Below are 24043 nucleotides of genomic sequence, written 5' to 3'. Positions count from 1 at the left end.
CCTCGTAACGGAAATACGCGCCTTGAGCCGAAGTTCGAACCTTCCAACCCCTGCCGACTGGGTCATCCGCAACGCCCAACCCGGCAGCGTCGAGCGCATCGAGGCCTGGTTCGGCAGCCACGGCTACGACCCACACCGGCACGACACCTATTCCATCGGCCGCACCCTGGCCGGGGTGCAGAGCTTTCACTACAAAGGCTCGCTACGCCATGGCGTGCCGGGCAACACCCTGGTGCTGCACCCCGACGAAGTCCACGACGGCATGGCCGGCACCGAGGCGGGCTTTCGCTACCGCATGGCCTACATCGATCCGGCGCTGATCCAGAACATCCTGGGTGGCCAGCCGCTGCCATTCATTGCCGGCGGCCTGTCGAGTGATCCGCGCCTGTACCAGGCCAGTGAAGCGTTCGTGCAAGCGATGGACGACCCGCTGGATGCGCTGGAAGAACAGGACGCCCTCTACGACCTGGCAACGGCTTTGCAGGCCGTGGCTGGCAAGCCCCGTGGCCGCAAACGCCTGGACTATCGTTCGGCCGAGCGTGCCCGGGGTTTCATCATGGAGCACCTGCACCTGGGCATTACCCTGGACATGCTCGAGCAGGCCAGCGGTCGCGAGCGCTGGAGCCTGTCGCGGGATTTCCGCACGCTCTACGGCACCAGCCCCTATCGCTTCGTGACCCTGCGCCGCCTGGACCTGTTCCGACGACTGATCGTCGATAGCTTTCCCCTGGTCGATGCCGCGCTTGCCGCAGGCTTTCACGACCAGAGCCACATGACCCGGCATTTCACCCGTTGCTACGGCGTATCGCCCCTGCGTTGGCTGGAGCGGCTGCGCGCCAGTCGCTAAACGTGCAGGATCGTACAAGAAGGCGACCAGCGCCGCTCTATAGGCTGACGGCTCCAACCATCGAGGAACCATCATGTCCAACCAGCAAACCCTTTCCAGCCCTGTCGACCTGCTGCACAAAGCCACGCTGATCGAGCAGCAGTGGAGCCCGCGAGTCGTCGCTGAAATGAACGACTACCAATTCAAGGTCGTGCGCATCGAGGGTGAATTCATCTGGCATGCGCACCCGGAAACCGACGAGGCATTTCTGGTGCTTGAAGGCGTGCTGCGCATCGACTTGCCCGACGGTTGCGTGCATGTGCGGCCAGGTGAGCTGTTCGTCGTACCACGCGGCGTCCAACATCGTACAGCGGCGCAGGGTGAGGCGAAGCTGATGATGATCGAGCCGAGGGGTGTGCTCAATACCGGTCACGAGGGTGGGGAGCGCACGGCGCAGAACGACGTCTGGATCTGATTTTTCCTTTCTGGTTAAGCGGGCAATAGAAAACCAATTATTAATTGAAATTTGGTATTAGATAGCGATCTTATTGGTTTTTGTGCGGAAGTAAGCGGGAATTGGCATAGATAGCGCGATATATTGGTTCGCTGGCGAAAGGGCCGGTAACTCCACCGAAGGCACAGGGCACCCACATGGAAGCATTAGGAATGGACTTCGCCCACGATGACGTGGTGCCCCGGCATTGCCATGCCCAGGACCAGCTCATCTACGCCGCCAGCGGTGTCATGCAGGTACGCAGCGACGCCGGCAGTTGGGTCGTCCCGCACCACCAGGCCCTGTGGGTACCGGCTGGGGTCAGCCATGAAATCCGCATGGTCGGCGAGGTGTCCATGCGCACCTTGCTGGTCGGCTCGCAGGTTGCCCAGTGCCAGCTGATCGCGGTGTCTGGCCTGTTGCGCGAACTGGTGCTGGCTGCCTCGAAGATGTTCGGCCAGCCCGACGACGCAGTGCATGTACGTGCGCTCATCCAACGCGAGCTGGACGCGGCAGTGAAGATCGAGGCCCATGTGCCGCTGCCGCAGCATGCCAGGCTGCGCGCCTGGTGCCAGCGGTTTCTTGCCGACCCGGCGCAGGAGCAGACCCTGGAGCAGTGCGGCGAACAGCTGAGCATGAGCGCCCGCAACGTCGCCCGATTGTTCCAGCGTGAACTTGGCATGTCCTGCGGTGACTGGCGCGCCCGTGCCCGGGTGATGCTCAGCCAGCAGCGCCTGGCCGAAGGTGTGCCGGTGATCAACGTGGCCCTTGAACACGGCTACCAGAGCGCCAGTGCGTTTTCGGCTGTGTTCAAGCGGATTCTCGGCCATTCCCCGAGTGACTGGCAGGCCAGGGTGCAGGGGGCCGCACACGCGCGGCGGCACTGAACCCAGGCTGCGCTTGTCCCGTTTGCGCGGGCGTTTGTCCCACTGGCGGCAGAAGGGCTGCGATCCCCTCTTTAAGCTTGCGTCACGACCCTTGAAGTGATGTGACGTGATGCATAACCCGCAGTCCCTTTCCTTGCCCAGGTTGCTCGGCGCGGTTGGCCTGTTGGCCGCGCTGTCCGCCTGCGCCGAACGAATGCCAATGGCGCCACCTGATGCGTTGACCTCCTTCGACGTGTTGTCCGACTTGCCCGCCGGTGTCAGTGATCGACCGCTGCCCGAGCGCTGGTGGGCGTTGTACCAGGAGCCGCAGCTCGACCGCTGGGTCGAACGAGCCTTGGCGCGCAACCAGGACCTGGCCCAGGCCGAAGCCAACGTCCGTGCCATGCTGGCCGGCATCGGCGAGTTCGCAGCCAGGCGTTGGCCCGGTACCGAGGTGAGCATGGCCGCTACCTACGGCAAGAGCGCCGACGACCAGACGCTGGCCGAAGCGACCGACAGCCATGCGCCGATGCAATGGCAATTCAACCCTGCCATCGAACTGGCCTACCAGGTCGATATCTGGGGGCAGGTACGCAATACCATCGAGCGTGCGCGGGCCGAGGCCGAGGCGAGTCGCGCGGCCATGGAGCAGGTGCGCTTGCAGGTCGTGGCCCAGACCACGCGGGCCTATGTCGACCAGTGCGTGTATGGCGCCCGCTTGCAGGCAGCACGGCAGTCGTTGCAGACGCTGGAGCAGAGCCTGCGACTCAGCGATCGTCAGCGCCAGGCCGGCCTTGCGACCGAACTGGACGGCGTGCGCCTGCTGGGCCTGCGCGACCAGGTGCAGGCACAACTGCCGGTGCTGGAAGCGCGCCGGCGCATAGCCCTGTTCGAGTTGGCCCTGCTCGGTGGCGAGGCGCCGACGGTGGTGACGGAGCAGGGTGATACCTGTCAGCACATCCCGACCCTCAAGTCGCCGTTGCCCGCGGGTGACGGCTGGCATCTGCTGGCGCGTCGCCCGGACGTGCGCCAGGCCGAGCGTGATTGGCAGGCGGCCGCCCTGGATGTCGATATCGCCAAGGCAGATCTCTATCCCAAAGTGAGATTTGGCGCATCGCTGAGCGCATCCGATCACCGCATTTCGCAACTGGGCGGCAGCCGATCGGTGATGGTCGGCATCGGCCCGCTGATCAGCTGGGAGTTTCCCAACATCAAGGCCAACCGCGCCCGCGTCGGCAAGGCGCAGGCATTGCAGCAGGCGCAAGTGGCGCACTACCGAAGCGTGGCACTGGCGGCGCTCAAGGATGTGCGCCAGGCCCTGGCCCGTTACGACGGCGAGCGCCAGCACAGCCAGGCGCTGGATGCCGCCCTGGCACACAGCCAGCGTGGCTTCGACCTGGCGCAAACGAGTTACCGCGCAGGTGCCGTCGATGCCCTGCAACTGCTCGATGCCGAGCGCGACCTGATCGCCGTGCGCGCTCGCCACGTCCAAGCCGAGGGCCGTCTGGCGCATGCGCAGATCGATCTGTTCCAGGCCCTGGGCGGGCGCTGGCAGGCAGCCACGACCGCCACATCGGGGTCATTCAACGAAACTGGAAAGCAACCATGAACGTAGCCGTTGAAAAGCCACTGCCCGCCGTAGGCGAGCCCGTTGACATGACGCCAGAGCGCAAGCGCGCCCGCCGCCGAGTGGCGCTGATCGCCGGAAGCGGCGCAGGGCTGTTGCTCCTGGCGGGGTTGGCCGGCTACTGGTTCAGTACCGGTCGCTACCTGGAGACTACCGACGACGCCTATGTCCGCGCCGACTGGGTGGCGATGAGTGCGCGAGTACCGGGCTACGTGGCCAAGGTCGAGGTCGACGACGATCAACCGGTCAAGGCCGGCGACGTGCTGGTGCGCCTGCAGGATCGCGACTACCGCGCCCGGCGCTTGCAGGCCGAGGCTGAGGTCGCCGAGGCGCAGGCGGCCCTGGCTGCCGCCCAAGCCCAACAGCAGGTTGCGGCCGAGCGTATCAACCAGCGCCGGCAGGCCATTGTTCAGGCGCAGGCGGCCGTGCAGAGCGCCGAGGCCGAACACCGGCGCAGCGACCTGGACAGGCAGCGCTACAGTGGCCTGGTGCGCGACAATGCTGCCACCGTTCAGCGCCTGGAAGCAGCCACCGCCAGGGCCGTCCAGGCACGTGCGAGCTGGCAGGGCGCCCAGGCCCAATTGCGCGAGCAGCGCTCGCAGCTGGCCATGGCCCAAGCCCAGGCCTTGCAGGCGGCCGCGACACTCAAGCAGCAGGGCGCCGCCCAAGCCCGCGCCCAGGCGCGACTGGCCCTGGCCAGCCAGGACGAGGAAGACACGCTGATCCGCGCGCCCATCGACGGTGTGGTCGGTCAGCGCCGGGTACGCGCCGGGCAGCATGTGGTCGCCGGCCAGCCGATGCTCGCCGTGGTGCCGTTGCGGCAGGCTTACGTGGTCGCCAACTACAAGGAAACCCAGTTGGGCCGGATGCGCGTCGGCCAACCGGTGCGGATCAGCATCGACAGTTATGCCGAGCACGCCCTGAGCGGCCACGTCGCCAGCTTTTCGCCGGCCTCGGGCAACGTCTTCGCCTTGCTGCCGTCGGACAACGCCACGGGCAACTTCACCAAGATCGTCCAGCGTTTTCCAGTGCGCATCCTCCTCGACCCCCCCGTGCAGGACTTGCAGATCCTGCCAGGCATGTCGGTGGTGACCACGGTCGACACCCGTGGTGCGGAGCGTGGCGATGAGCGCTGAACCTGCGGTATCGACGCGGGCCTGGGTGGCCGTGATCGGTGGTCTGTTCGGTTGCTTCATGGCCGGCATGAACGTGCACGTCACCAGCGCGGCGCTGCCGGAAATCCGCGGCTCGCTGGGGGCGAGCTTCGAGGAGGGGTCGTGGATCTCGACCGCCTACCTGGTGGCGGAGATCGTGATGATCCCGCTCACGGCCTGGCTGGTCGAGGTGTTCTCGATGCGCCGGGTGATGTGGACCGGCTCGTTCATCTTCCTGCTGGCATCGATCGCCTGCTCGTGGGCGCCCAACCTGGAGGCCATGATCATGATCCGGGTGGTCCAGGGTGCGGCTGGCGCCGTGCTGATTCCGCTGTCGTTCCAGCTGATCATCACCGAGTTGCCCGCCAGCAAGATGGCCATGGGCATGGCGCTGTTCAGCCTGGCCAACAGTGTGGCCCAGGCGGCTGGGCCGTCGATTGGCGGTTGGTTGACCGATGCCTATTCATGGCGCTGGATCTTCTACCTGCAGCTGTTCCCAGGCATCGCCCTGTTGGCGGCGATCGCCTGGTCGATTGACGCCAAGCCGCTGAAGCTGGCGTTGCTGCGCCAGGGCGACTGGCTGGGCATCGCCGCCATGGTGATCGGCCTTGGCGGTCTGCAGATCGTGCTGGAGGAGGGCGGGCGCCTGGACTGGTTCGCCTCGCCGCTCATCCTTGGCATGTCGCTGGTCGCCGCCATTGCGCTGATGGTGTTCGTCGTCACCCAGTTGCTGGGCAAGCGCGCCTTCATCAACCTGCGCCTGCTCGGCCATTACAACTTTGGCGTTGCCAGCGTGGCCATGTTCATCTTTGGCGGTGCCACGTTTGGCCTGGTGTTCCTGGTGCCCAACTACCTGTCGCAGATCCAGGGCTTCAGTGCCCGCGATGTCGGCGTGGCGCTGATCGCCTACGGTGGGGTGCAGCTGTTGCTGGCGCCGCTGATGCCGCGGCTGATGGCCTGGACGAGCGCCAAGTTCATGGTGGCCAGCGGCTTCCTGATCATGGCCCTGGGCTGCTGGCTGGGCGCGGGCCTCACGGCGGACAGCGCCGACAACGTGATCATCCCGTCGACCGTGGTACGGGGGATCGGTCAGCCATTCATCATGGTGGCGTTGTCGGTGCTGGCCGTCGCGGGGCTCGACAAGCGTGATGCGGGCTCGGCGTCGGCGGTGTTCTCGATGTTGCGCAACCTTGGCGGGGCGGTCGGTACGGCGGCGTTGACCCAGCTGGTGGCCACCCGCGAGCGCTACCACAGCGAGCGCGTCCATGAACACATCACCGCGTTTTCACCGGCGTTGCACGAACGTCTCGGACAAGCGATGCAGACCTGGCTGCCACACCAACAGCAGATGCTCGAGGCGCTGGCGGCGACGGTGCGGCGGGAGGCGTATCTGATGGCGTACAGCGATGCGTTCTATCTGTCGTGCCTGGCGTTGCTCGGGTGTGCGCTGGCGGCGTTGCTGCTGCGAGCCAAGCGGAGTGGGTAGGGCGTATAGGCTACGTTATTTTCAGACGCGTCCTACACGCTCATGGTGGCGAATCCCTGGTTGGAGAAATATCCTACGAGTCGTGTCGATGCGCGTCTGATTGTGCCGGGAAACATGGCCCCCTAGGCTTTCTCGGTCGCTGGCAATTCAGCGATCGGGGTGTGGAAACCCTGGCAATTCCTGAGAATGCGGCTGTCGTCATGGCGGTTGTACGCGGAAGGCCGCATGGCCTACCGGGGTTCTCATGGCCTGGTTTTCCACTCCGTGTACAACTGCCACCCTTACGTGTGGAAACGAAGGGGTGCGGTAATTCCATGAGAAGCCGACAATGAAGAAAATCGTCCCCGACCCACCGCAACTCCACGATCTCCCCGACGGCAAGACCCTCAGCAACGCGATCATCGAACGCCTGGTGCCGATGGATCATGTGGTGTTGAACATCACCCACTACCTGACGTTGGCCTACAATCACAGCCGCTATGCCATCGAGTTCATCGAAGACCCCGCCATGCGCGAATCGATGACCAACGGCCTGCGCGCCATGCAGCTCGCCTGGGCCCAGGCCGATGCCCTGGCGTTGGCGCTGGAGCGTAATCCCAGCCTGCATTGAGGCAGGCCTCACCGGCCTATTCGCGGCGCGGCGCCCCGATAAACCCGCTCGTACAGGCACATCACCCTCTGTAGGAGCGGGTTCACCCGCGAACACCGGCAACGCCGGTGCCATCCACCACCGTATTCACGGAATCGAAACGGAGAACCCTAAGATGATCGATGACATCACCCGCGCCAGAACGGCAGGTATCGAAACCTTCGACCTGTTCCGCATGCAACCCGGCATTCCCTTCGAGCACGCCATGAACCAGCTCTCGGTGCTACTCGGCTGCATCCGCCACCTGACCACCGAGGCCGAGATGGAAGGCGACCGCATCGCCGGTAGTGCCGCACGCATCCTCAGTGAGCTGGCCAAGGCTCTGGTTGATGACCTGGAGCGAGGAATACCCCCAAAGATGACTTCCCCAACCCCATAAGGGCCCGGAATCCCGGATCGTACGTTAGTTCTGATGGCAAGCCAGGCCCCCGTTATCCCAGCCAAAAGCCAGAGCAGCAGCGGTGGGGGAGTCGGCTTGCCGGCTGTCAAGCCGCCCAGATCAACGCATCAATTCATCAACCCCAACCCACCCCCCTTCAAACTCCTCCATCGCATCCAGCATCGCTTCGCGAAAGTAAGCCCGTGAAGCCCGGTCGAACAGCAAGTAGAACCCCGGCGACTCCTCACTCCCGACATTCACCACGATCACGTTGATCCGCGCCGCCGAGGTCTGCGCCACGGCCCCGACCGGAAAGGCCTGGGCGCGCAAATCGACCCCGCACAACTTGGCCATCACCGCACTGCACTGCTGCCCACTCAATTGCAGCCAGGCATGGCTGTCCTGGCGTGGCAACAGGTAGTTGCGCGAGGCATCCTGCACCCACTGCGCTTCCTCGGCGGCCACCGCAGCGCCCACGTCGGCGAGGCTGCCCAGCAGCAGGTACTCACTGGCCGACAGACGTGCGACCCAGGCACCGTCATCCTGGCGCAAGGCCTGGTTGGGCTGGGGCGGCAACTGGTAGCCACGCTGGTGCAGGTAGGCGCCGCTGTCGCCGCCGCGGAAACCGACCCGCGCCAGGTCGGTCAGGTCGCTGAGGGCGCAGGTCTGCAGCAGCTCGGCGCGTGGGCTGCGGGGAATGTAGGCTTCGGCTTTCAGGCTGGTCATACTCAGAGCTCCTGGCGCGCGTTGTCGGGATCGAAGAAGGGCAGTTGCACCACCTTGGCATTGACCATCTCGCCGCCTTCCACGCGGATCGGGATGTGCATGCCGGGGGTGGCCTGGTGGGCGCCGGCATAGGCCAGGCCGATGATCTGCCCGAGGGTCTGGGAGTACTCGCAGGAGGTGACGTTGCCGGAAATGTCCGCGCCATCCAGCACCAGGTGGCCTTCCAGGGGTTGCTTGCTGCCCTTGGGCAGGGTGAAACCAACCAGCTTGCGCTTGAGCGGCTGCGCCTCGAGGATCTCGATCGAGCGCTTGCCGACGAAGAACGGCTTCTTGCGGCCGATGGCCCATTGCATGTCGATTTCCGCCGGATGGGTCATGCCGTCGGTGTCCTGGCTGATGATCACGTGGCCTTTTTCCAGGCGCAGCAGGCGCTGGGTCTCGACTCCGAACGGGCGGATGCCCAGCCCGGCGCCGGCCTGCATCAGCGCGTCCCACAGGTGCTCGGCATGGCGTGCCGGGACGTGCACTTCGTAGCCCAGTTCGCCGACGAAGCCGACGCGCAGGATCCGCGCGGCGATGCCGGCCACCTTGCCCAGGCGCACGCCCAGGTAGGGGAAGGCTTCGGCCGACAGGTCCACACCTTCACAGACCTTCTCCAGCACCTGGCGCGACAGCGGCCCGGCCAGGTTGACGGCAGCGAGGGCGGCGGTGACGTTGGTGATGTCGACGTCCAGGCGCCATTGCGCATTCCACTTGAGCATCTGCTGGTAGATGCGATCGACGCCGCTGGTGGTGGCGGTGACGTAGAAGTGTTGCTCGGCCAGGCGTGCGCAAACGCCGTCGTCGATCACCACGCCGTGCTCGTTGGTCATCAGCGCATAGCGGGTCCGGCCGATCGCCAGCTTGGCGAAGCCGAAGGTGTACAGGCGCTCGAGCAATTCGGCAGCATCCGGGCCGCGTACATCCAGCCCGCCGAGGGTGGAGACGTCGATCAGCCCGACCTTTTCCCGCACATGGCGGGCCTCTTCCTGCATGCAGCGCTCGCGCTCGCTGGCTGCGCCGTAGTAGGCCGGGCGCTGCCAGATACCGGCGGGCATCATCTTCGCACCCGCCTGGACATGGCGCTGGTGCATCGGCGTCTGCCGGTAGGGATCGAAGGCGCGCCCGGCGACATGGGCGAGCTTCTCCGCCTGGAACGGTGGGCGGGCGGTGGTCACGCCGGTCTCGCCGATGCTGCGGCCAGTGGCCTGGGCTACCAGGCGGGCGGTCGGCAGGGCCGAGTGGCGGCCCTGGGACGGGCCCATGCCGACGGTGGAGAAACGCTTGACCAGTTGCACGTCGCGGTAGCCGCTGCGGGTGGCGTTGACGATATCGCGCACTTGCAGGTCTTCGTCGAAGTCGACGAAATCCTTGCCCTTGGGGTGCGGGAAGATCGGCCAGGGGAAGTTGACCCGGGCCTCTGCACGTAATGCCGACACTTGCGGAGCCGGCAAGCCAAGGGCGCCCAGTGCCTGGGCTGCACCACGGGTGGCATCGGCGAGCACGTTGTCGAGATGGTGGTGACCATTCACCGAGCCCGCGATGTCGAGCCCTTCGGGCAGGTTGCCGAGGGTGAATTCGTCGCGGTTGACGTCGTAGGCAAGCTTGCCGCCCGCCTGGCACAACAACTGGTACACCGGCATGTAGCCAGCCGACATGCACAGCAGGTCGCAGGCCAGGCGCAGGCCATGGTCAGCCACTTTGCCCTGGCCGGTGATCGGGCGGATGTCGACGCCGCTGACATGGCGCATGCCTGCCTCATGCAGGGCTTCGTACACGGTGCTGCCCAGGTGCAGGGGGATGTCGCGGCGCTTCAGCTCGCTGGCCAGGTTGGCATCGGCGGGCGCGGCGCGCATGTCCACCAGCGCGGCGATGGCTACGCCTTGCTCTTGCAGGTCCAGGGCGGCCAGGTAGCCGTCATCGTGACCGGTGAGGATCACCGCACGCTGGCCCGGTTTGACCGCATACAGCTTCATCAGCCGCTGGGCGGCGCTGGTCAGCATCACGCCGGGCAGGTCGTTGTTGCGGAACACCACCGGCTGGTCGAACGATCCTGCGGCTACCAGGCAGCGCGTGGCGCGGACTTTGTACAGGCGGCGATGCTGGATGACTGGCAGGTAGTTGTCGGTGAACCAGGCATTGCAGGTGGCCTCCAGCAGTACCTGGATGTTCGGGTGGCCTTCGATCTCGGCCAGCAATTGTTCGCGAAGGCGTGCGGCGCGGGTGCCGGCGACGTCGAAGCGGGCGTAGGTCAGCGAGCCGCCGAGTACCGGCTGTTGCTCCACCAGCAGCACCTTGGCCCCGGCATTGGCGGCATCCAGGGCGGCGCGCAGGCCGGCCGGGCCGCCGCCGATGACGGCCACATCAACGAAGAGGTAGGCCTTGTCGTAGTACTGCGGCTTGAAGTTCAGGTCGAGCACGCCGAGGCCGGCTTTCTTGCGGATCAGCGGCTCCCACACCTTCCACATGCCCTTTGGCTTGTAGAACGAGCGGTAATAGAAGCCCACTGGCATGAACCGCGAGAACTTGCCCAGGTAGGCGTCGCGGTCGTTGCTCAGGCTGCCATTGAAGTTCTGCCCCTCGACCACCTGGCCATCGCAGGCGGCTTGCATGTCGGCCAGTACGTTGGGCTCGTCGGGCAGCTGCACCAGGGTATTGGCATCCTGCCCGGCCAGGCTCAGCGGCCCGCGTGGGCGGTGGTACTTGAACGACCGCGACAGCAGCCAGCGGCCGTTGCCGAGCAGGGCGCTGGCAATACTGTCACCGGCATAGCCCTGACAGGGCTGGCCGTCGAAGGAAAACTGCACGGGGCGCTCGCGGTCGATCAGCAGGCCCATGGGCGCGGGGAGGCGGGTAAGGCTGTTCATCCGGCGATCTCCGGTGTGGCGGCGGGGGCGAAGTCGACGCGTTGGTGGAAGAGTTCCTTGGGGTCGAAGGTGCGCAGTACCTGGTCGCTGACGGTATGGCGTTCAGCCAGGAACCAGTAGCTGGAGGCGTTGTGCAGCCACCATTCGACAACCACGCCTGCGTGGTTGTCGCTGTTGAACACATAGTCGGCCCACTCGGCGTCGCTGCAAGCGGCCGGGTCGGGCATGTGCTTGAACTCGCCGCCGTAGGTGAACTCGCTGATGTTGCGCGGGCCGTTCAAGGGGCAGGTCAGGATCTTCATCGTGCAGTCCTCTAGTGGCTGGCCGCGGTGGCGCCCATCTCGTTGACTTGCTGGAAGCGGCTGAAGCGCTCCAGGGCGAAGGGGGCGATCATCTCTGGCACCTTGCCGCCGCTGGCCACCAACTCGGCCATGGTCTTGCCGCAAATTGGCGTGGCCTTGAAGCCCCAGGTGCCCCAACCGGCGTCGAGGTAGTAGTTGTCGACCGGCGACAGGCCCATGATCGGGCTGTAGTCCGGGGTCATGTCGGTGATCCCGGCCCACTGGCGCATCAGCTTGGCGTTGGCCATGAACGGGAACATCTCGATGGCATGGGCCAGCAGGCTTTCCTTGAGGTCCAGGGTCGAGCGCGTGTTGTACAGCGGGTAGGGGTCGGAGCCACCACCGAAGACGATCTCGCCGCGGCTGGTCTGCTGCACGTAGCAGTGCAGCGCCGACGAGCTCACCAGCGGATCGAGGAACGGCTTGAACGGCTGTGTGACCATGGCCTGCAGCGGGTAGGTGTGGATCGGCGCACGGATGCCGGCCTTGGCCATCAGCAGCGAGCTGGCACCGGCCACCGCCTGCACCACGCACCCGCACTGCACGGTGCCGCGATTGGTCTTGACCGCTTCGATGCGGCCGTTGCGGATCACCAGGTCCTGCACTTCGGTCAGCTGATGGATTTCCACACCGCGCTTGGCGGCCTGCTTGGCATAGCCCCAGGCCACGGCATCATGGCGCGCGGTGGCGCCGTCGATGTGCCAGAGCCCGGCCAGCACCGGCAGGTGGCCGGGGTCCAGGTTCAGGCTCGGGACCAGTTCGCGGATCTGCTGGCGGTCGATCATTTCGCTGCGCCCGCCGAAGTGCTTGTTGACCTCGGCTCGTTGGCGGAACGCGCGCACGGTGGCGTCGGTGTGCGCCAGGGTGAGCTGACCGCGCTCGGAATACATGATGTTGAAGTCGAATTCGTTGGACAGGCCCTGGAACATCCGCACCGACTCTGCGTAGAAACGCACCCCCTCGCTGGTGAGGTAGTTGGAGCGAATCACTGCGGTGTTGCGCGCAGTGTTGCCGCCGCCCAGATAGGCTTTTTCCAGTACCGCGATGTTGCTGATGCCGTGGTACTTGGCCAGGTAGTAGGCGGTGGCCAGGCCATGGCCGCCACCGCCGATGATCACCACGTCATAGCGTGGCTTGAGTTCGCACGGTGGCGGCAGGTCGACCTCCACCGGGTAGTCGGCGCTCAGGCCGTATTTCAGCAGGGCGAAAGGCATGCGGTGCGCTCCTGGTGGGCGGCCTGTTGCTGCAGGTCGAGGGCGATCAGGGTGTTTTTCATCAGGTAGGCGATGGTCATCGGCCCGACGCCGCCGGGCACCGGCGTGATGGCCGCGACCTGCGGCAGGGCGGCAGCGAAATCGACGTCGCCGACCAGGCGGCTGTGGCCGGCCTCGGTGATGCGATTGATGCCGACGTCGATCACCACCGCGCCTGGCTTGAGCCAGTCGGCACCGATCAGCCGAGGCTTGCCGACGGCGGCGACGAGGATGTCCGCCTGGCGGCACAGCGCCGGCAAGTCGCGGCTGAGCGAGTGCACCACGGTCACCGTGCAGTCCGCCTGCAGCAGCAGGGCGGCCATCGGTTTGCCGACGATGTTCGAGCGGCCCACCACCACCGCATGCTTGCCGCTCAGTTCGCCACAGGCTTCGCGCAGCAGGCGCATGCAGGCGCTGGGCGTGCACGGCGTGAGCACATCGCGGCCCTGGGCCAGGCCGCCGACGTTCGCGCTGTGGAAACCGTCGACGTCCTTGAGTGGGTCGATCGCCTGGAGGATGCGGTGTTCCTCGATATGCGCCGGCAGAGGCAACTGGACGAGGATGCCGTTGACCGCCGGATCCTGGTTGAGCCGGTCGATCAGGGCCAGCAGTTCGTCCTGAGTGGTGTCGCTCGGCAGGCGATGCTCCAGGGAGCGAATGCCCACTTCTTCGGCGCGCAGCACCTTGTTGCGCACGTAGACCTGGCTGGCCGCGTCCATGCCCACCAGCACGACCGCCAGGCCCGGTTGCACACCGCGCTGGCGCAGGGCCTGGACCTGCTCGCGGACCTCGGCCAGCACCCGCATCGCGGTGGCCTTGCCATCGATCAGCTTGAGGGTGGGGATGGCGTTCATTTGAAGATCACCGTGCGGTCATGGTTGAGGAACACCCGGTGCTCGAGGTGGTACTTGACGGCGCGGGACAGGGCGATGGTCTCGGTGTCGCGGCCGATCGCCACCAGGTCGTCGGGGGCGTAGGCATGGTCCACGCGCTGCACTTCCTGCTCGATGATCGGGCCTTCGTCGAGGTCGCTGGTCACGTAGTGCGCGGTGGCACCGATCAGCTTCACCCCACGCTGGTACGCCTGGTGATAGGGCTTGGCACCCTTGAAGCCGGGCAGGAACGAATGGTGGATGTTGATCGCCCGGCCCGACAGCTGGCGGCACAGGTCGTCGGAGAGGATCTGCATGTAGCGCGCCAGCACCACCAACTCGGTGCCGGTTTCCTCGACGATGCGCATCAGCGCTGCTTCCTGGTCGGCCTTGGTCTCCTTGCTCACCGGCAGGTAGACGAAGCGAATGCCCTGGCGTTCGGCCATGGGGCGCAGGTCGAGGTGGTTGGAGACCACTGCGGTGATCTGCATGTCCAGCTCGCCCTTGGCATGGCGATAGAGCAAGTCGGACAGACAGTGGTCGAACTTGCTGACCATCAGCAGCACGCGCATGGGGCGTGCACTGCTGTGCAGGCTCCAGTCCATGTCGAAACGCTGTGCCACATCGGCGAAGCCGGCTTGCAGTTGCGGGGTGTCACCGGTACAGCCGGTGTTGTAGCGGAACACGGCGCGCATGAAGAAGCGGCCGTTGTCCTCGTCGTCGAACTGCGCCATTTCGCTGATGTAGCAACCTTGCTCGGCCAGGTAGGTGGTCACCGCCGCGACGATGCCGGAAACGGCCGGGCAGCTGACGCGCAGGATGAATTGGTCGGGAGCGGGAAGCATGTCGGGGTGGCCTCGTGGTGAAGTGGGGCAGGTCGGCACAAGGGCGAAAGACTTCGCGACAGGCGAAGGTGTGTTTCTTGTTAGGAATATAAATTTCCTTTAGGCGTTTTATAGGCGATGACGAGGGTGGCGGTCCAGAGGTTTATGAAATTTTTTATCCTGGCAGGAATATTTCTGTTGGCCGCAAGGCCTCATTGCCAGCGACCTGACGTGTGCAAGGGGCAGTGCAGGGCGTGTGGGCAGGCTATGCTTGGCCAATGAGCACACCACTTCCACCATGGCGTCAGCCCTGTCCTCCGGGTGCGTGCGATTGCGGCCGCGAGTCCCTGGTCGAGCAGTCGGCGGCCGCCCAGCGCATCCTCCTGCTGACCCGCCAGGAGGAAAAACGCCTGCTCGAACGCCTGGAGAACCTCAAGGACCTGGAAGACCTGCAGCGCCTGCAGTTGCGCATGTACGAGAACCTTGGCATTCGCGTGCATGTCTCGCCCGGCTACAACGAAGTGCGCACCATGCGCGGCATCGTCATCGAACTCGAGGCGCTGCCAGGGCTGTGCCGCAAGACCCGGCAGTCGATCCCGGCGGCCATTCGCCGGGGGCTGGAGCGCAATCCGCAAGTGGCCTATCGCTTGCTGGATGCGCATGACTTGTTGCGGGACGCTTGAGATCGTCGGTTCAGCCCTAATTTTTTCAATGTTGCCTACGTCTACCTGAGAGCCTTCCTACACCAAGCGTGTGACGGCATCTTTCACTCAAGGAGACAGGCAATGACTTCCGTTTTCGACCGCGACGATATCCAGTTCCAGGTAGTGGTCAACCACGAAGAGCAATATTCCATCTGGCCCGACTACAAGGCGATCCCCAATGGTTGGCGCGCTGTGGGCAAGAGCGGCCTGAAGAAGGAGTGCCTGGCCTACATCGACGAGGTGTGGACCGACATGCGCCCACTCAGCCTGCGGCAGAAAATGGCAGAAGCCGCCGCACAGTGAGCACGCTGAACCTGCTGTGCCTGCCGTACTCCGGTGCCAGCGCCATGGTCTACAGCCGCTGGCGGCGCAAACTGCCGGCCTGGGTGCAACTGCGCCCGGTCGAGCTGCCTGGGCGCGGCGCGCGCATGGGCGAGCCCCTGCAGACCGACATGCGGGCCCTGGCCCGGCAACTGGCCGGCGAACAGCGTCTGGCGGCCAGTACGCCTTATGCCTTGTTGGGGCACAGCCTCGGTGCGTTGCTGGCGTTCGAACTGGCCCATGAGCTGCAAGCGTTGGGCTGCCCGGCACCGCAGGCATTGTTCGCCTGCGGCACGGCAGCGCCGACACGGCGTGAGGACTATGACGGCAACGACTGGCGCGAGCCCAAGACCGACACGCAATTGATCGCCGAACTGCGCGAACTCAATGGCACGCCCGAGGAGGTGCTGGCCAGCGCTGAACTGATGGCCTTGACCTTGCCGATCCTGCGCGCCGATTTCCTCCTCTGCGGCCGCTATGCCTACCGGCAGCGACCGCCGTTGACGTGCCCGCTGCATGTGCTGGGCGGTGACGCCGACCGAGCCAGCGAAGAGCAATTGCTGGCCTGGCGCCGGGAAACCCGCGGTGCGTTTTCGCTGCATCGGTTCCCCGGTGACCATTTTTTCATCCACGAGCATGAAGACCACGTGCTCACCACCCTGGTCGGCGCGCTCGAAGGCTATCGGCTGAGCGCCTGATTGACGTCACCGCCTGCCTGGGGGAGGCTAGGCCTTTTCCCAGGCAAGGGGCAGGCAATGCTGATCGATCCACACAAGGCCACGCTGCTGGTCGTCGACATCCAGGAAAAACTCATCGGCGCCATGAGCGACCCGGCGGGCACCCGTGCTCGGGCCCGCTGGCTGGTGGCCGCCAGCAGCCAACTGGAGCTGCCGATCGTGATTTCCGAGCAGTACCCGAAAGGCCTCGGCCCGACCCTGGTGGAGCTGATTGCCGCTGCCCCTGCGGCCGAGGTGGTAGAAAAGACCCACTTCTCCTGTGTTGCCGCGCAATGCCTGCCCGCCAGCCTGCTGGCGCGCGACCAGGTGATCGTCTGTGGCATGGAAACCCACGTCTGCGTGCTGCAGACGGTGCTCGGCCTGCTGGAACTGGGCAAGCAGGTGTTCGTTGTCGAGGATGCCTGCGACAGCCGCACGCCTGCGAGCAAAGCGGCGGGCCTGGCGCGCATGCAGGCGGCCGGCGCGCAGGTGGTCACTCGCGAGATGGTGTTGTTCGAGCTGATGGGCAGCGCGGGGCATCCGCTGTTTCGCCACATCAGCAAGACCTACCTGGTCGGTGAGCAGCCCTGAACGGCCGGCTGCTGGCGCTCGGCCTGCTGGGCCTGGCGCTGTTGCAAGGGTGTACCAGCCGTCAACAGGAGCAGCCCGAGGCCGATCCGGCCAAGGTGCGTGCCCAGCTGATGCGCTTGTTACCGGCCCAGGCCAAGGACCGCGCCGGTTGGGCCGAGGATATCCAGGTGGCTTTCGCAGCCCAGCGCATTGCGCCGAGCAAGAGCAATCTCTGCGCGGTGCTGGCGGTTACCGAGCAGGAATCGACGTTCAGCGCTGACCCACAGGTGCCCAACCTGGGGCGCATCGCCCGCGCCGAGATCGACCGGCGTGCTGCGCGCCTGCACGTCCCCCGCCTGCTGGTCGACGGTGCGTTGAACACGCCCTCGGGCAATGGCCAGACCTACCAGCAGCGCTTGCTGGCGGTACGCAGCGAGAAGCAGCTGAGTGCGCTCTACGACGAGTTCATCGCCCGCTTGCCCTTGGGCAAGACCCTGCTCGATGGGCTCAACCCGGTCCACACCGGCGGGCCGATGCAAGTGAGCATCGCGTTTGCCGAAAAACACGCCAAGGACTACCCATACACCTACGACGGCACGCTCCGCCAGGAGGTCTTCACCCGGCGTGGCGGCATGTATTTCGGTATCGCGCATCTGCTGGGCTACCCCACGCATTATGAGCGCCAGCTGTACCGGTTCGCCGATTTCAACGCCGGCTGGTACGCCAGCCGCAATGCCGCGTTCCAGGCGGCGCTGAGCAAGGTGACCGGGGCGAAACTGGCACTCGATGGCGACCTGATCGCGCCGGGGGCGATCCTGCCGGGTACGACCGAGCGGGCAGCGCGTACGCTGGGGGAGAAGCTCGATCTGCGCAATCCGCAGATCCGTAACCAGCTGGAGTTGGGGGATAGCCTGGCGTTCGAGGATAGCAAGTTGTACAGCGGGGTGTTCGCTCTGGCTGATGGCGCGGCGGGTAAGCCGTTGCCGCGTGCGGTGTTGCCGGGGATCAGGCTGGAAAGTCCGAAGATCACCCGCAAGCTCACCACGGCGTGGTTCGCGGGGCGGGTGGATGAGCGTTATGAGCGGTGCATGAAGCGGTGATCAGGGGTTGCCTGTGCCGGCCTCTTCGCGGGTAAACCCGCTCCTACAGGGATCGTGTGAACGCTGTAGGAGCGGGTTTACCCGCGAAGAGGCCGGCACAGACACCATCAACCTTCGGCCAACGCCCCGACAATCTGCTCGACACTGGCCTTGAGCCCCGCCACCGCATCTTCAGGATCACTCTCGACCACCAGCATCTTCGCCCCGGCGGCCTCGATCACCTTGGCCACTGCCGCATCCGGTTGCCGATGATCGAGCACCAGCGCCACGTCCTGGTCCTTGAGGGTCTGGCCCAGGGCCCTGAGCGCGGCCTCGTCCCATTTGCCATCGGCCGGCAAGGGCTGGTCCACCACATCCAGGTTCATGCCGCTGGCCAGGTAGCCCAGGCGCTCCGACAAGCTGACCACGGTCAGGTTGTCGACCTCGGCCAGGCGCGTCTGGCTGCTGGCGCTGAGCGCTAGCAATTGGCGTTTGAGCCCGGCCAGGTTGCCCTGGATCCTGGCCTTGTCGGCCGGCGCCAGGCGTTCCAGGTCGTTGGCCAGAACATCGGCCATGCGCCCCAGGTTGGTCGGGTTCAGCCAGGGGTAGGCGTCATAGGCGTCCTCGCCGCTCACTGCGATCCCTGGCAAGGCGCCATCGACCGGGCGCGCCGCATCGATTTCGACGATGCGGATGTTGCTGCGCCGCGCCATCGGGTACAGCGGGTCGTCACGCCAGATCGAGCGCACGCCGATCACCGCGTCGGCCTGGCTGGCAGCCTTGGCCAGGCCGGCGCCGCCGCGGCTACTGAAGTACGACGGTTGGCGGCTGGCCGGCAGGTTGGCCGGGGCGGCGCGCTTGAGTTCGACCGAGGTGCCTTCGAGCAGTGTGCTGGCCAGGCTGTGGGTGACCGGCAGGGTGGTCAGTACCTGGGTGGCGAAGGTCAGTGACGGCAGGCCAGCCAGGGCCAGCGCCAAAGTAAGACGTTTGAGGTTCATGCCGGGTTTCCTTGCAGGCGTGGGACGAGGGCGCGGGCCAGGGCGGCGAGGGCGAAGCAGATGCCGGCGACCAGGATGATCGCCGCGCCCGACGGCACTGGCAGGTCCAGCACGATCGGCAGCAGGATGCCCAGCAGCGTGCTGACGGTGGCGATCGCCACCGAGATGAAGAAGAAGCCTTTGAGCGACTGGCTGACCAGGCGCGCGGCGGCTGCAGGGATGACCAGCAAAGCGCCGACCAGGATCGCCCCGATGACCTTCACCGAAGCCACGGTCACCAGGGTCACCAGCACCACGAACAGGTAGTCCAGGGTCTTCACCGCGACGCCACGCACCGCTGCCAGTTGTGGGTTGAAGCTGGCCAGCATGATGCGGTTGAACAGCGGCAAGGCCAGCGCCAGCACCAGCGCCGCGACGATGCCGAGCACCACCAGGTCCTGGCCGCTGACGGTCAGCACCGAACCGAACAACACGTTTTCCAGAATGTGCACATTGATCTTGCCCGCCAGCATCAACAGCAAGCTCGCGCCAAGGGCCAGGGACACCGAGAGGAACACGCCAATCAGTGTGTCCGGCGACAGCCCGGTGCGGTTGCGCAGGAAGTTGAGCAGGATGCCGAACAACAGGCAGTAGCCGAACAGGCTGCCATAGGGGCCGGTATAGGGTTCGCCGAGCAGGATGCCGATCGCCACCCCGGTCAGTGCCGCATGGCCGACGGCCTCGGAGAAGAAGGCAAAGCGCTTGACCACCACCAGGGTGCCCAGGCCGCCCAGCACCGGGCCGATCATCAAACCGGCCAGCAGGGCATTGATCACGAATCCGTAGGCCAAGGCCTCGGGCAGGTAGCCAGCGCCGGCCCATTCCTGGACCAGCTGGCGGAAGGCTTCATAACTCATCAGGCGAGGCTCTCGCTGCGCGGGTGAACGGAGAACAGGCCGAGCAGGCGCTCCGGGGTCAGGGCTTGGGCGGGTGGGGCGTCGAACAGCACCCGGCGGCTCAGGCCGGTGACGCGGTCGGCCAGGCGCAGCACGGCGGCCAGGTCATGCTCGATCCACAGCACCGTGGTGCCGGCCTGGCGCCAGCTGTGCAGCAATTGTTCGAATACCTGGATGCCGGCTTCGTCGAGCGCCGACATCGGCTCGTCGAGCACCAGCAGCTGCGGTGCCGGGATCAGCCCCTGGGCCAGCAGCACGCGCTGGCGCTCGCCGCCGGACAGTGCACCCATGCGCCGCTTGCGTTTGTCGAGCATGCCCACGCGCGCCAGCGCGGCGTCGATCGCCGGCTGTACGCGGCGCGACAGGCCGAGGAAGGCCGGGCGCTGTTGGCACATGGCCGCCATGAAATCGTCCACGGTCATCGGCAGGCCACGGTCGAACTCCAGGGCCTGCGGTACGTAGCCGATCACTTGCTGTTCGCCGGGCCAGTGCAGGGTCAGCTGGCCATGGTGTGGCATCTGCCCGAGCAGGGTCTTGATCAGTGAACTCTTGCCACCGCCGTTGGGACCGACGATGGCGTGCACGCTGCCGGCTGTCACGCTGAACTCGACCTGTTCGAGGATCCGCGTGCGGCCCAGGGTCAGGTCGATGCCGGCGAAGTCGATGCGTGGCCCGCAGGGCGCGGCCAGGTTGGCGGCGGCGGTCATGCGCGGTTCTCCTGGATGGCACGTACCACGGTATCCAGGTTGCGCTTCATTTCCACCTCGTATTTGTCCTTGGTGTACTCGCCATAGGAGATGTGCGTCAGCGGGTACAGGCGCACCCCCGACTCGCGCTGGATGGTTTCGACGTAGGCGGAAGGGAAGTCCATTTCCGAGAAGATCACCTTCACGTCCAGCGCCTTGAGCTGATCGATGGTTTTCTTCAGCTGCGCCGGGCTGGGCTCGATGCCATGGGCGGGCTCCACCACGGCCGTGACCTCCAGGCCGAAGTCGCGCACCAGGTAGTCATAGGCGGCATGAATGGTCGCCACGCGGAAATCGGCGCCCGGGGCCTCGGTCACCTTGGCCAGGGCCTCGGCGCGCAGGGCTCGCAGCCGCTTGGCATAGGCGCGGGCGTTCTGCGTGTAGAGCTTGGCGTTGTCCGGGTCGAGCTTGCCCAGTTCGCGGGCGATGTTGTTGACCTGGGCGATGGTGGTACTGATCGACAGGAAGGTGTGCGGGTTGACCACCTTACCGGCGCCGCGGGCGGCGATACCGGTGGCTGCCAGCAATGGCACGTTCTGGTTGGCCTCGATGGTCTTGATCTGTGGTTTTTCGCTGGCGGCGATCATGCGGTCGGCGAAGTCGTCATGGCCCACGCCGTTGAGCACCACCACATCGAGGGTGCCGATGCGCTTGATGTCTTCGGCCCGCGGTTCGTAGGCATGGGGGTTGAACCCGGCGGGAATCAGCGGAACCACTTCGGCCTTGTCGCCGACGATGTTGGTCACGTAGCTGTAGTAGGGGTGCAGGGTGATGCCGATGCGCAGGGGCTTGCCGTTGTCGGCCAGGGCCAGGGCCGGCAGGGCGCAGGCCAGGAGCAGGGCGAGGGCGGTGCGGAACATGGAGGGATTCCTTGGGTTCAATGACGGTGTTCGCGGGTGACCCCGGCGTCGTAGTGGCTGACGACCTGGCGCCAGCCGGCAGCGATCAAGTCTTCTGCGTCCAGCTTGGCAGGAATGGCCACGACGCTGTCGCGACGCAACCAGACGTCGGCCTGGCCGGCGGCATCGGCAGGCAGGATCAGCAGGAAGCTCCCGGCGACCTCGTTGGCCTGGCTGCTACCCAGGTACGCGCCGGCGGGCAACCACTGCCAGCGATGGGCGCCGCGCCCCTGGCTGCCGGCGTCCACCACGAACGGCGGCAGGCCTTCCTCGGCCAGGGTCGCCACGCCCGGCGCAGCGGCGTTCTCCTCGCGCAGCAGCTGGATCTCGTCGAAGGCCACGCGCAGGTCGGTGTAGATGCCCTGTTCGGCGGCAGTCAGGTCGCGGCGCGCGTCGATCTGATGACTGGCGATGGCCTGTTCGTCCTCGCGCTCGCCACGCAACAGCACCACGGTCGCGGCGAGGGCGACGATCAGCAGGCTGACCAGCAGCACGTAGAGGGTCTCGTGGCCGGCACCGGCCGGGCGTACCACCTGGGCACGGTTGAGGTTCGTGCTGCTCATGGCTGGGCGATATCGGCGTAGTCGACTTCCACCACATGGCCGGGGCCGGCGTCGAACAGCACGTAGAACTCGCCGTCCGGGCGCTTGAAGGTCAGGGTCGAGTCATCGCCCAGCTTGCCGCCTACCAGCACCTGCTCGTCGTAGCCGATCACGTCGAGGGTCACGCCGGCCGCACCACTACCGTCGGAGAAGCCTCCGGTGCATTTGACCTGGCCGCCAGCGACCTCTTCGCATTCGCACATCGGGTTGTGGGCCAGCGCGGGCCCAGCGGCCAGTACCAGCAAGGGCAGGGCGAGCCTGCGCATCAGGTGCTTCATTTCTTGCCTCCTTGTTGCTTGAGCCAGGCCACGGTAGCCGGCGATGCGCTGGCCAGGGCGACTGAGCCCTGGTGCATGCTGCCGTCCCAGCCTTCGATGGTGATCCAGATCTGTGCGTCCGGGCGGGTGCGTGGCGGCACCGGCAGGTTGGTGATCATGCGATAGGGCGCGCCGAAGAAGATCGTGCCCGCAGCGCGCAGGCTGCGGGGTTTGCCGATGCGCAGATAGACTGCCTTGACCTCGCCGATGCAGGCCTTGCACAGGGCGGCATTGAAGCTCTTGAAGTGCCCAGCCGGGCCGTCGGGCCGCGGCGCCTCATTCCGTAGCTCGGCGAGGTCGAGGGTATAGGGCCCGACCTGGATACCGCTCTGGATGTTCGCGCCCAGGCCAGCATCGCCGCGGAACAGCTTGGCGTCGGCGAAATACTTGGGCATGAACCCTAGGGGAATGAGGATCAGCAGGATGTTCAGGTGAAAGCGCCACTTCAGCCAGAACTGCTTCAGGGCGCTGGGTTGCAGGGCGTGTGCCTGGCTCATGAGCGGGCCTCCATCGGGTTTTCGGCCGCCACCTGGCGTGGTTTGGCGCTGCGTTCGCTGCGTTTGAGGGCCGCGGCGGTGGCCTGGGCGGTACGCTTGGTCCAGATCAGCAGGCCGCTGAACACCATCAGGGTGAGCACCAGGCCGAAGAAGAACCAGATCAGTTTGATCGGAAGGCCGCCGAAGTCGCCGGTATGCAGTGGGCGCATGGACTCGGTGACGAACTCCAGGCCCGAACGGTCGCTGATCAGGAACTGGCTGTCGACGCCCCGGGTGTAGGGGTTGACCGCCGCGCTCTGGAACATCAGCGGATACCAGCCACGCCCGCCCATGTCGACGTGGCTGTAGGCGGTGGCGGGCAGCGAGATGAAGGTGATCTCCAGCCCCGGAATCGCCAGGCCGGCGATACGCGCGGCCTCGTCCAGGTCGATGCGTGGTGCCGGGCTGCCGTCCTCGCTCTGCGGCACGTCCTCGCGGGCGATCACCGGGACGACCGGCCGGCTGGAGATGGTGATGTGGTTGTCGGCGAGGATCGCCTGGATCAGGAACCAGGTGCCCGTGATGGAAATGACCGCGATGAACCAGATCGACCAGACCCCTGCCAGGCGGTGCAGGTCACCCCAGAAGATCCGTGCGCCATGCCCGGTGCGCACCGGCTTGAAGAAGCCGCGCCAGAACTTCTTGTAGACCACCAGGCCGGTCACCAGCGAGGCGAGCATCGGCAGGCCGAGCAGCGACACCAGGTACCAGCCCCAACTGAAGCCATTGGTGAACGGCACCAGCCACCAGCCGTGCAGGGCACGGGTGAAACCCTCGAAGTTGAAGTCCGGCCGCTTGCCCTGGATCGCCCCGGTGTAGGGATTGACGTAGAGCGTCGGGCTGGTGCCGTCGGGGAAGGTGACGGAGGCGTTGAGCGCGAAATGCGAGCCATCGGGTTGGCTCAGCGTGCGCACGATCATGTCGGGCTCGGCTTTGTGCAGGGCATCGAGCACCTGCTGGAAGCTAAGGCGCTCGGCGTCGCCGTCAGGCTTGCTGGCGCGCACGTCGGGGTTGGCGAGCCAGACGATCTCCTGGCTGACCACGGCGAGCATGCCGGTGAAGCAGACGATCAGCACGAAGAACCAGATCGGCAGGGCCAGCCAACTGTGGACCAGGAACCACAGCTTGGACTTGGATTTTTTCGGTGATTGGGCCATGTGGGTCATTCTTCTGAAAATGAGCGGTCGAGACTAAGCCCAACCATGGAGGCTGCATTGA

At 65.7% G+C, this 24043-nt stretch carries 27 protein-coding genes; 13 read left to right on the top strand and 14 right to left on the bottom strand.

Features of this window, described 5'->3' with window-relative positions; genetic code table 11:
* The first annotated feature begins 22 nt into the window (after positions 1-22).
* The 8 genes from IAE37_RS17515 to IAE37_RS17480 all read left to right on the top strand — a co-directional run bounded on the left by IAE37_RS17515 (position 23) and on the right by IAE37_RS17480 (position 7480).
* Complete coding sequence (locus tag IAE37_RS17515; RefSeq protein WP_201175564.1) at positions 23-847, top strand: AraC family transcriptional regulator; 825 nt, start codon at positions 23-25, stop codon at positions 845-847.
* A 73-nt stretch (positions 848-920) separates the two neighbouring features.
* Positions 921-1301 (top strand): cupin domain-containing protein, encoded by a 381-nt coding sequence (locus IAE37_RS17510; RefSeq protein ID WP_201175563.1) that lies wholly within the window; start codon positions 921-923, stop codon positions 1299-1301.
* Between the two features lie 176 nt (positions 1302-1477).
* Positions 1478-2206 carry an AraC family transcriptional regulator gene (locus IAE37_RS17505; RefSeq protein WP_201175562.1) on the top strand — a complete coding sequence of 243 codons (729 nt, stop codon included), beginning with the start codon at positions 1478-1480 and terminating at the stop codon, positions 2204-2206.
* Between the two features lie 199 nt (positions 2207-2405).
* Positions 2406-3794: an efflux transporter outer membrane subunit gene (locus tag IAE37_RS17500; protein ID WP_236410022.1), complete on the top strand. Its 1389-nt coding sequence runs from the start codon at positions 2406-2408 to the stop codon at positions 3792-3794.
* Positions 3791-4948 (top strand): HlyD family secretion protein, encoded by a 1158-nt coding sequence (locus tag IAE37_RS17495; RefSeq protein WP_201175560.1) that lies wholly within the window; start codon positions 3791-3793, stop codon positions 4946-4948. Before IAE37_RS17500 ends, IAE37_RS17495 begins: the two co-directional genes overlap by 4 nt.
* Positions 4938-6452, top strand: coding sequence for a DHA2 family efflux MFS transporter permease subunit (locus tag IAE37_RS17490; RefSeq protein ID WP_201175558.1), 1515 nt, complete (start codon positions 4938-4940; stop codon positions 6450-6452). The genes IAE37_RS17495 and IAE37_RS17490 overlap by 11 nt, the downstream gene beginning before the upstream one ends.
* A 328-nt stretch (positions 6453-6780) precedes the next feature.
* The gene (locus IAE37_RS17485; RefSeq protein ID WP_201175556.1) at positions 6781-7062 is read left to right on the top strand and encodes a hypothetical protein; all 282 of its coding nucleotides are present in this window, start codon (positions 6781-6783) and stop codon (positions 7060-7062) included.
* Positions 7063-7216: 154 nt separating this feature from the next.
* A complete protein-coding gene (locus IAE37_RS17480; protein ID WP_201175554.1) occupies positions 7217-7480 on the top strand; it encodes a DUF3077 domain-containing protein in 264 nt (87 codons plus the stop codon).
* Between the two features lie 120 nt (positions 7481-7600).
* Here the strand turns inward: IAE37_RS17480 and IAE37_RS17475 are convergent, their stop codons facing one another.
* Genes IAE37_RS17475 through purU form a run of 6 tightly spaced genes read right to left on the bottom strand, consistent with a single transcriptional unit; the run spans position 7601 to position 14423 of the window.
* Entirely contained in the window at positions 7601-8206 is a 606-nt protein-coding gene (locus tag IAE37_RS17475) for a sarcosine oxidase (protein WP_201175553.1), read from the bottom strand.
* 2 nt (positions 8207-8208) lie between these two features.
* Positions 8209-11112 carry an FAD-dependent oxidoreductase gene (locus IAE37_RS17470; RefSeq protein ID WP_201175551.1) on the bottom strand — a complete coding sequence of 968 codons (2904 nt, stop codon included), beginning with the start codon at positions 11110-11112 and terminating at the stop codon, positions 8209-8211.
* Positions 11109-11414 carry a sarcosine oxidase subunit delta gene (locus tag IAE37_RS17465; RefSeq protein WP_201175549.1) on the bottom strand — a complete coding sequence of 102 codons (306 nt, stop codon included), beginning with the start codon at positions 11412-11414 and terminating at the stop codon, positions 11109-11111. The genes IAE37_RS17470 and IAE37_RS17465 overlap by 4 nt, the downstream gene beginning before the upstream one ends.
* 11 nt (positions 11415-11425) lie before the next feature.
* Positions 11426-12667 carry an FAD-dependent oxidoreductase gene (locus IAE37_RS17460; protein WP_201175547.1) on the bottom strand — a complete coding sequence of 414 codons (1242 nt, stop codon included), beginning with the start codon at positions 12665-12667 and terminating at the stop codon, positions 11426-11428.
* Entirely contained in the window at positions 12649-13560 is a 912-nt protein-coding gene (gene folD, locus IAE37_RS17455; protein ID WP_201175545.1) for a bifunctional methylenetetrahydrofolate dehydrogenase/methenyltetrahydrofolate cyclohydrolase FolD, read from the bottom strand. The genes IAE37_RS17460 and folD overlap by 19 nt, the downstream gene beginning before the upstream one ends.
* Positions 13557-14423: a formyltetrahydrofolate deformylase gene (gene purU / locus IAE37_RS17450; protein WP_201175543.1), complete on the bottom strand. Its 867-nt coding sequence runs from the start codon at positions 14421-14423 to the stop codon at positions 13557-13559. Before purU ends, folD begins: the two co-directional genes overlap by 4 nt.
* A 257-nt stretch (positions 14424-14680) precedes the next feature.
* Between purU and IAE37_RS17445 the strand changes: the two genes are divergently transcribed.
* The 5 genes from IAE37_RS17445 to IAE37_RS17425 all read left to right on the top strand — a co-directional run bounded on the left by IAE37_RS17445 (position 14681) and on the right by IAE37_RS17425 (position 17813).
* Complete coding sequence (locus IAE37_RS17445) at positions 14681-15085, top strand: hypothetical protein (RefSeq protein ID WP_201175541.1); 405 nt, start codon at positions 14681-14683, stop codon at positions 15083-15085.
* Between the two features lie 102 nt (positions 15086-15187).
* The gene (locus IAE37_RS17440; RefSeq protein ID WP_016711157.1) at positions 15188-15409 is read left to right on the top strand and encodes an MbtH family protein; all 222 of its coding nucleotides are present in this window, start codon (positions 15188-15190) and stop codon (positions 15407-15409) included.
* Positions 15406-16125: a thioesterase II family protein gene (locus IAE37_RS17435; RefSeq protein WP_201175540.1), complete on the top strand. Its 720-nt coding sequence runs from the start codon at positions 15406-15408 to the stop codon at positions 16123-16125. Before IAE37_RS17440 ends, IAE37_RS17435 begins: the two co-directional genes overlap by 4 nt.
* Positions 16126-16182: 57 nt before the next feature.
* Positions 16183-16734 (top strand): hydrolase, encoded by a 552-nt coding sequence (locus IAE37_RS17430; protein WP_201175539.1) that lies wholly within the window; start codon positions 16183-16185, stop codon positions 16732-16734.
* Positions 16735-16766: 32 nt separating this feature from the next.
* Positions 16767-17813: a DUF1615 domain-containing protein gene (locus tag IAE37_RS17425; protein ID WP_328822752.1), complete on the top strand. Its 1047-nt coding sequence runs from the start codon at positions 16767-16769 to the stop codon at positions 17811-17813.
* Between the two features lie 107 nt (positions 17814-17920).
* Here the strand turns inward: IAE37_RS17425 and IAE37_RS17420 are convergent, their stop codons facing one another.
* The 8 genes from IAE37_RS17420 to IAE37_RS17385 are packed head-to-tail and all read right to left on the bottom strand — an operon-like array spanning position 17921 to position 23982.
* Complete coding sequence (locus IAE37_RS17420) at positions 17921-18790, bottom strand: metal ABC transporter substrate-binding protein (protein WP_201175538.1); 870 nt, start codon at positions 18788-18790, stop codon at positions 17921-17923.
* Entirely contained in the window at positions 18787-19686 is a 900-nt protein-coding gene (locus IAE37_RS17415; protein ID WP_201175537.1) for a metal ABC transporter permease, read from the bottom strand. Before IAE37_RS17415 ends, IAE37_RS17420 begins: the two co-directional genes overlap by 4 nt.
* Positions 19686-20432 carry a metal ABC transporter ATP-binding protein gene (locus IAE37_RS17410; RefSeq protein WP_201175536.1) on the bottom strand — a complete coding sequence of 249 codons (747 nt, stop codon included), beginning with the start codon at positions 20430-20432 and terminating at the stop codon, positions 19686-19688. Before IAE37_RS17410 ends, IAE37_RS17415 begins: the two co-directional genes overlap by 1 nt.
* Positions 20429-21331, bottom strand: a complete 903-nt coding sequence (locus IAE37_RS17405; RefSeq protein ID WP_201175534.1) for a metal ABC transporter substrate-binding protein — start codon at positions 21329-21331, stop codon at positions 20429-20431. Before IAE37_RS17405 ends, IAE37_RS17410 begins: the two co-directional genes overlap by 4 nt.
* A 17-nt stretch (positions 21332-21348) precedes the next feature.
* Positions 21349-21933, bottom strand: coding sequence for a DUF6162 family protein (locus tag IAE37_RS17400; RefSeq protein ID WP_201175532.1), 585 nt, complete (start codon positions 21931-21933; stop codon positions 21349-21351).
* Positions 21930-22250, bottom strand: coding sequence for a hypothetical protein (locus IAE37_RS17395; RefSeq protein WP_201175531.1), 321 nt, complete (start codon positions 22248-22250; stop codon positions 21930-21932). The genes IAE37_RS17400 and IAE37_RS17395 overlap by 4 nt, the downstream gene beginning before the upstream one ends.
* Positions 22247-22786 carry a thiamine pyrophosphate-binding protein gene (locus IAE37_RS17390; protein WP_201175529.1) on the bottom strand — a complete coding sequence of 180 codons (540 nt, stop codon included), beginning with the start codon at positions 22784-22786 and terminating at the stop codon, positions 22247-22249. Before IAE37_RS17390 ends, IAE37_RS17395 begins: the two co-directional genes overlap by 4 nt.
* Positions 22783-23982, bottom strand: coding sequence for a PepSY-associated TM helix domain-containing protein (locus IAE37_RS17385; protein WP_201175527.1), 1200 nt, complete (start codon positions 23980-23982; stop codon positions 22783-22785). Before IAE37_RS17385 ends, IAE37_RS17390 begins: the two co-directional genes overlap by 4 nt.
* Positions 23983-24043: the final 61 nt, after the last annotated feature.

The organism is Pseudomonas sp. S31 (genome assembly GCF_016648105.1).
GTDB lineage: Bacteria > Pseudomonadota > Gammaproteobacteria > Pseudomonadales > Pseudomonadaceae > Aquipseudomonas.
The sequence above is the reverse complement of the archived record's forward strand: the minus strand, read 5'-3'. Positions and strand labels throughout refer to the sequence as shown.

Coding starts and splice junctions, on each gene's coding strand:
- IAE37_RS17500 (WP_236410022.1), top strand. CDS start 2,406: ATGGCGCCACCTGATGCGTTGACCTCCTTCGACGTGTTGTCCGACTTG.
- purU (WP_201175543.1), bottom strand. CDS start 14,423: ATGCTTCCCGCTCCCGACCAATTCATCCTGCGCGTCAGCTGCCCGGCC.
- IAE37_RS17415 (WP_201175537.1), bottom strand. CDS start 19,686: ATGAGTTATGAAGCCTTCCGCCAGCTGGTCCAGGAATGGGCCGGCGCT.
- IAE37_RS17485 (WP_201175556.1), top strand. CDS start 6,781: ATGAAGAAAATCGTCCCCGACCCACCGCAACTCCACGATCTCCCCGAC.
- IAE37_RS17410 (WP_201175536.1), bottom strand. CDS start 20,432: ATGACCGCCGCCGCCAACCTGGCCGCGCCCTGCGGGCCACGCATCGAC.
- IAE37_RS17395 (WP_201175531.1), bottom strand. CDS start 22,250: ATGAAGCACCTGATGCGCAGGCTCGCCCTGCCCTTGCTGGTACTGGCC.
- IAE37_RS17490 (WP_201175558.1), top strand. CDS start 4,938: ATGAGCGCTGAACCTGCGGTATCGACGCGGGCCTGGGTGGCCGTGATC.
- IAE37_RS17400 (WP_201175532.1), bottom strand. CDS start 21,933: ATGAGCAGCACGAACCTCAACCGTGCCCAGGTGGTACGCCCGGCCGGT.
- IAE37_RS17505 (WP_201175562.1), top strand. CDS start 1,478: ATGGAAGCATTAGGAATGGACTTCGCCCACGATGACGTGGTGCCCCGG.
- IAE37_RS17470 (WP_201175551.1), bottom strand. CDS start 11,112: ATGAACAGCCTTACCCGCCTCCCCGCGCCCATGGGCCTGCTGATCGAC.
- IAE37_RS17420 (WP_201175538.1), bottom strand. CDS start 18,790: ATGAACCTCAAACGTCTTACTTTGGCGCTGGCCCTGGCTGGCCTGCCG.
- IAE37_RS17465 (WP_201175549.1), bottom strand. CDS start 11,414: ATGAAGATCCTGACCTGCCCCTTGAACGGCCCGCGCAACATCAGCGAG.
- IAE37_RS17390 (WP_201175529.1), bottom strand. CDS start 22,786: ATGAGCCAGGCACACGCCCTGCAACCCAGCGCCCTGAAGCAGTTCTGG.
- IAE37_RS17480 (WP_201175554.1), top strand. CDS start 7,217: ATGATCGATGACATCACCCGCGCCAGAACGGCAGGTATCGAAACCTTC.
- IAE37_RS17475 (WP_201175553.1), bottom strand. CDS start 8,206: ATGACCAGCCTGAAAGCCGAAGCCTACATTCCCCGCAGCCCACGCGCC.
- IAE37_RS17430 (WP_201175539.1), top strand. CDS start 16,183: ATGCTGATCGATCCACACAAGGCCACGCTGCTGGTCGTCGACATCCAG.
- IAE37_RS17405 (WP_201175534.1), bottom strand. CDS start 21,331: ATGTTCCGCACCGCCCTCGCCCTGCTCCTGGCCTGCGCCCTGCCGGCC.
- folD (WP_201175545.1), bottom strand. CDS start 13,560: ATGAACGCCATCCCCACCCTCAAGCTGATCGATGGCAAGGCCACCGCG.
- IAE37_RS17440 (WP_016711157.1), top strand. CDS start 15,188: ATGACTTCCGTTTTCGACCGCGACGATATCCAGTTCCAGGTAGTGGTC.
- IAE37_RS17495 (WP_201175560.1), top strand. CDS start 3,791: ATGAACGTAGCCGTTGAAAAGCCACTGCCCGCCGTAGGCGAGCCCGTT.
- IAE37_RS17510 (WP_201175563.1), top strand. CDS start 921: ATGTCCAACCAGCAAACCCTTTCCAGCCCTGTCGACCTGCTGCACAAA.
- IAE37_RS17385 (WP_201175527.1), bottom strand. CDS start 23,982: ATGGCCCAATCACCGAAAAAATCCAAGTCCAAGCTGTGGTTCCTGGTC.
- IAE37_RS17460 (WP_201175547.1), bottom strand. CDS start 12,667: ATGCCTTTCGCCCTGCTGAAATACGGCCTGAGCGCCGACTACCCGGTG.
- IAE37_RS17445 (WP_201175541.1), top strand. CDS start 14,681: ATGAGCACACCACTTCCACCATGGCGTCAGCCCTGTCCTCCGGGTGCG.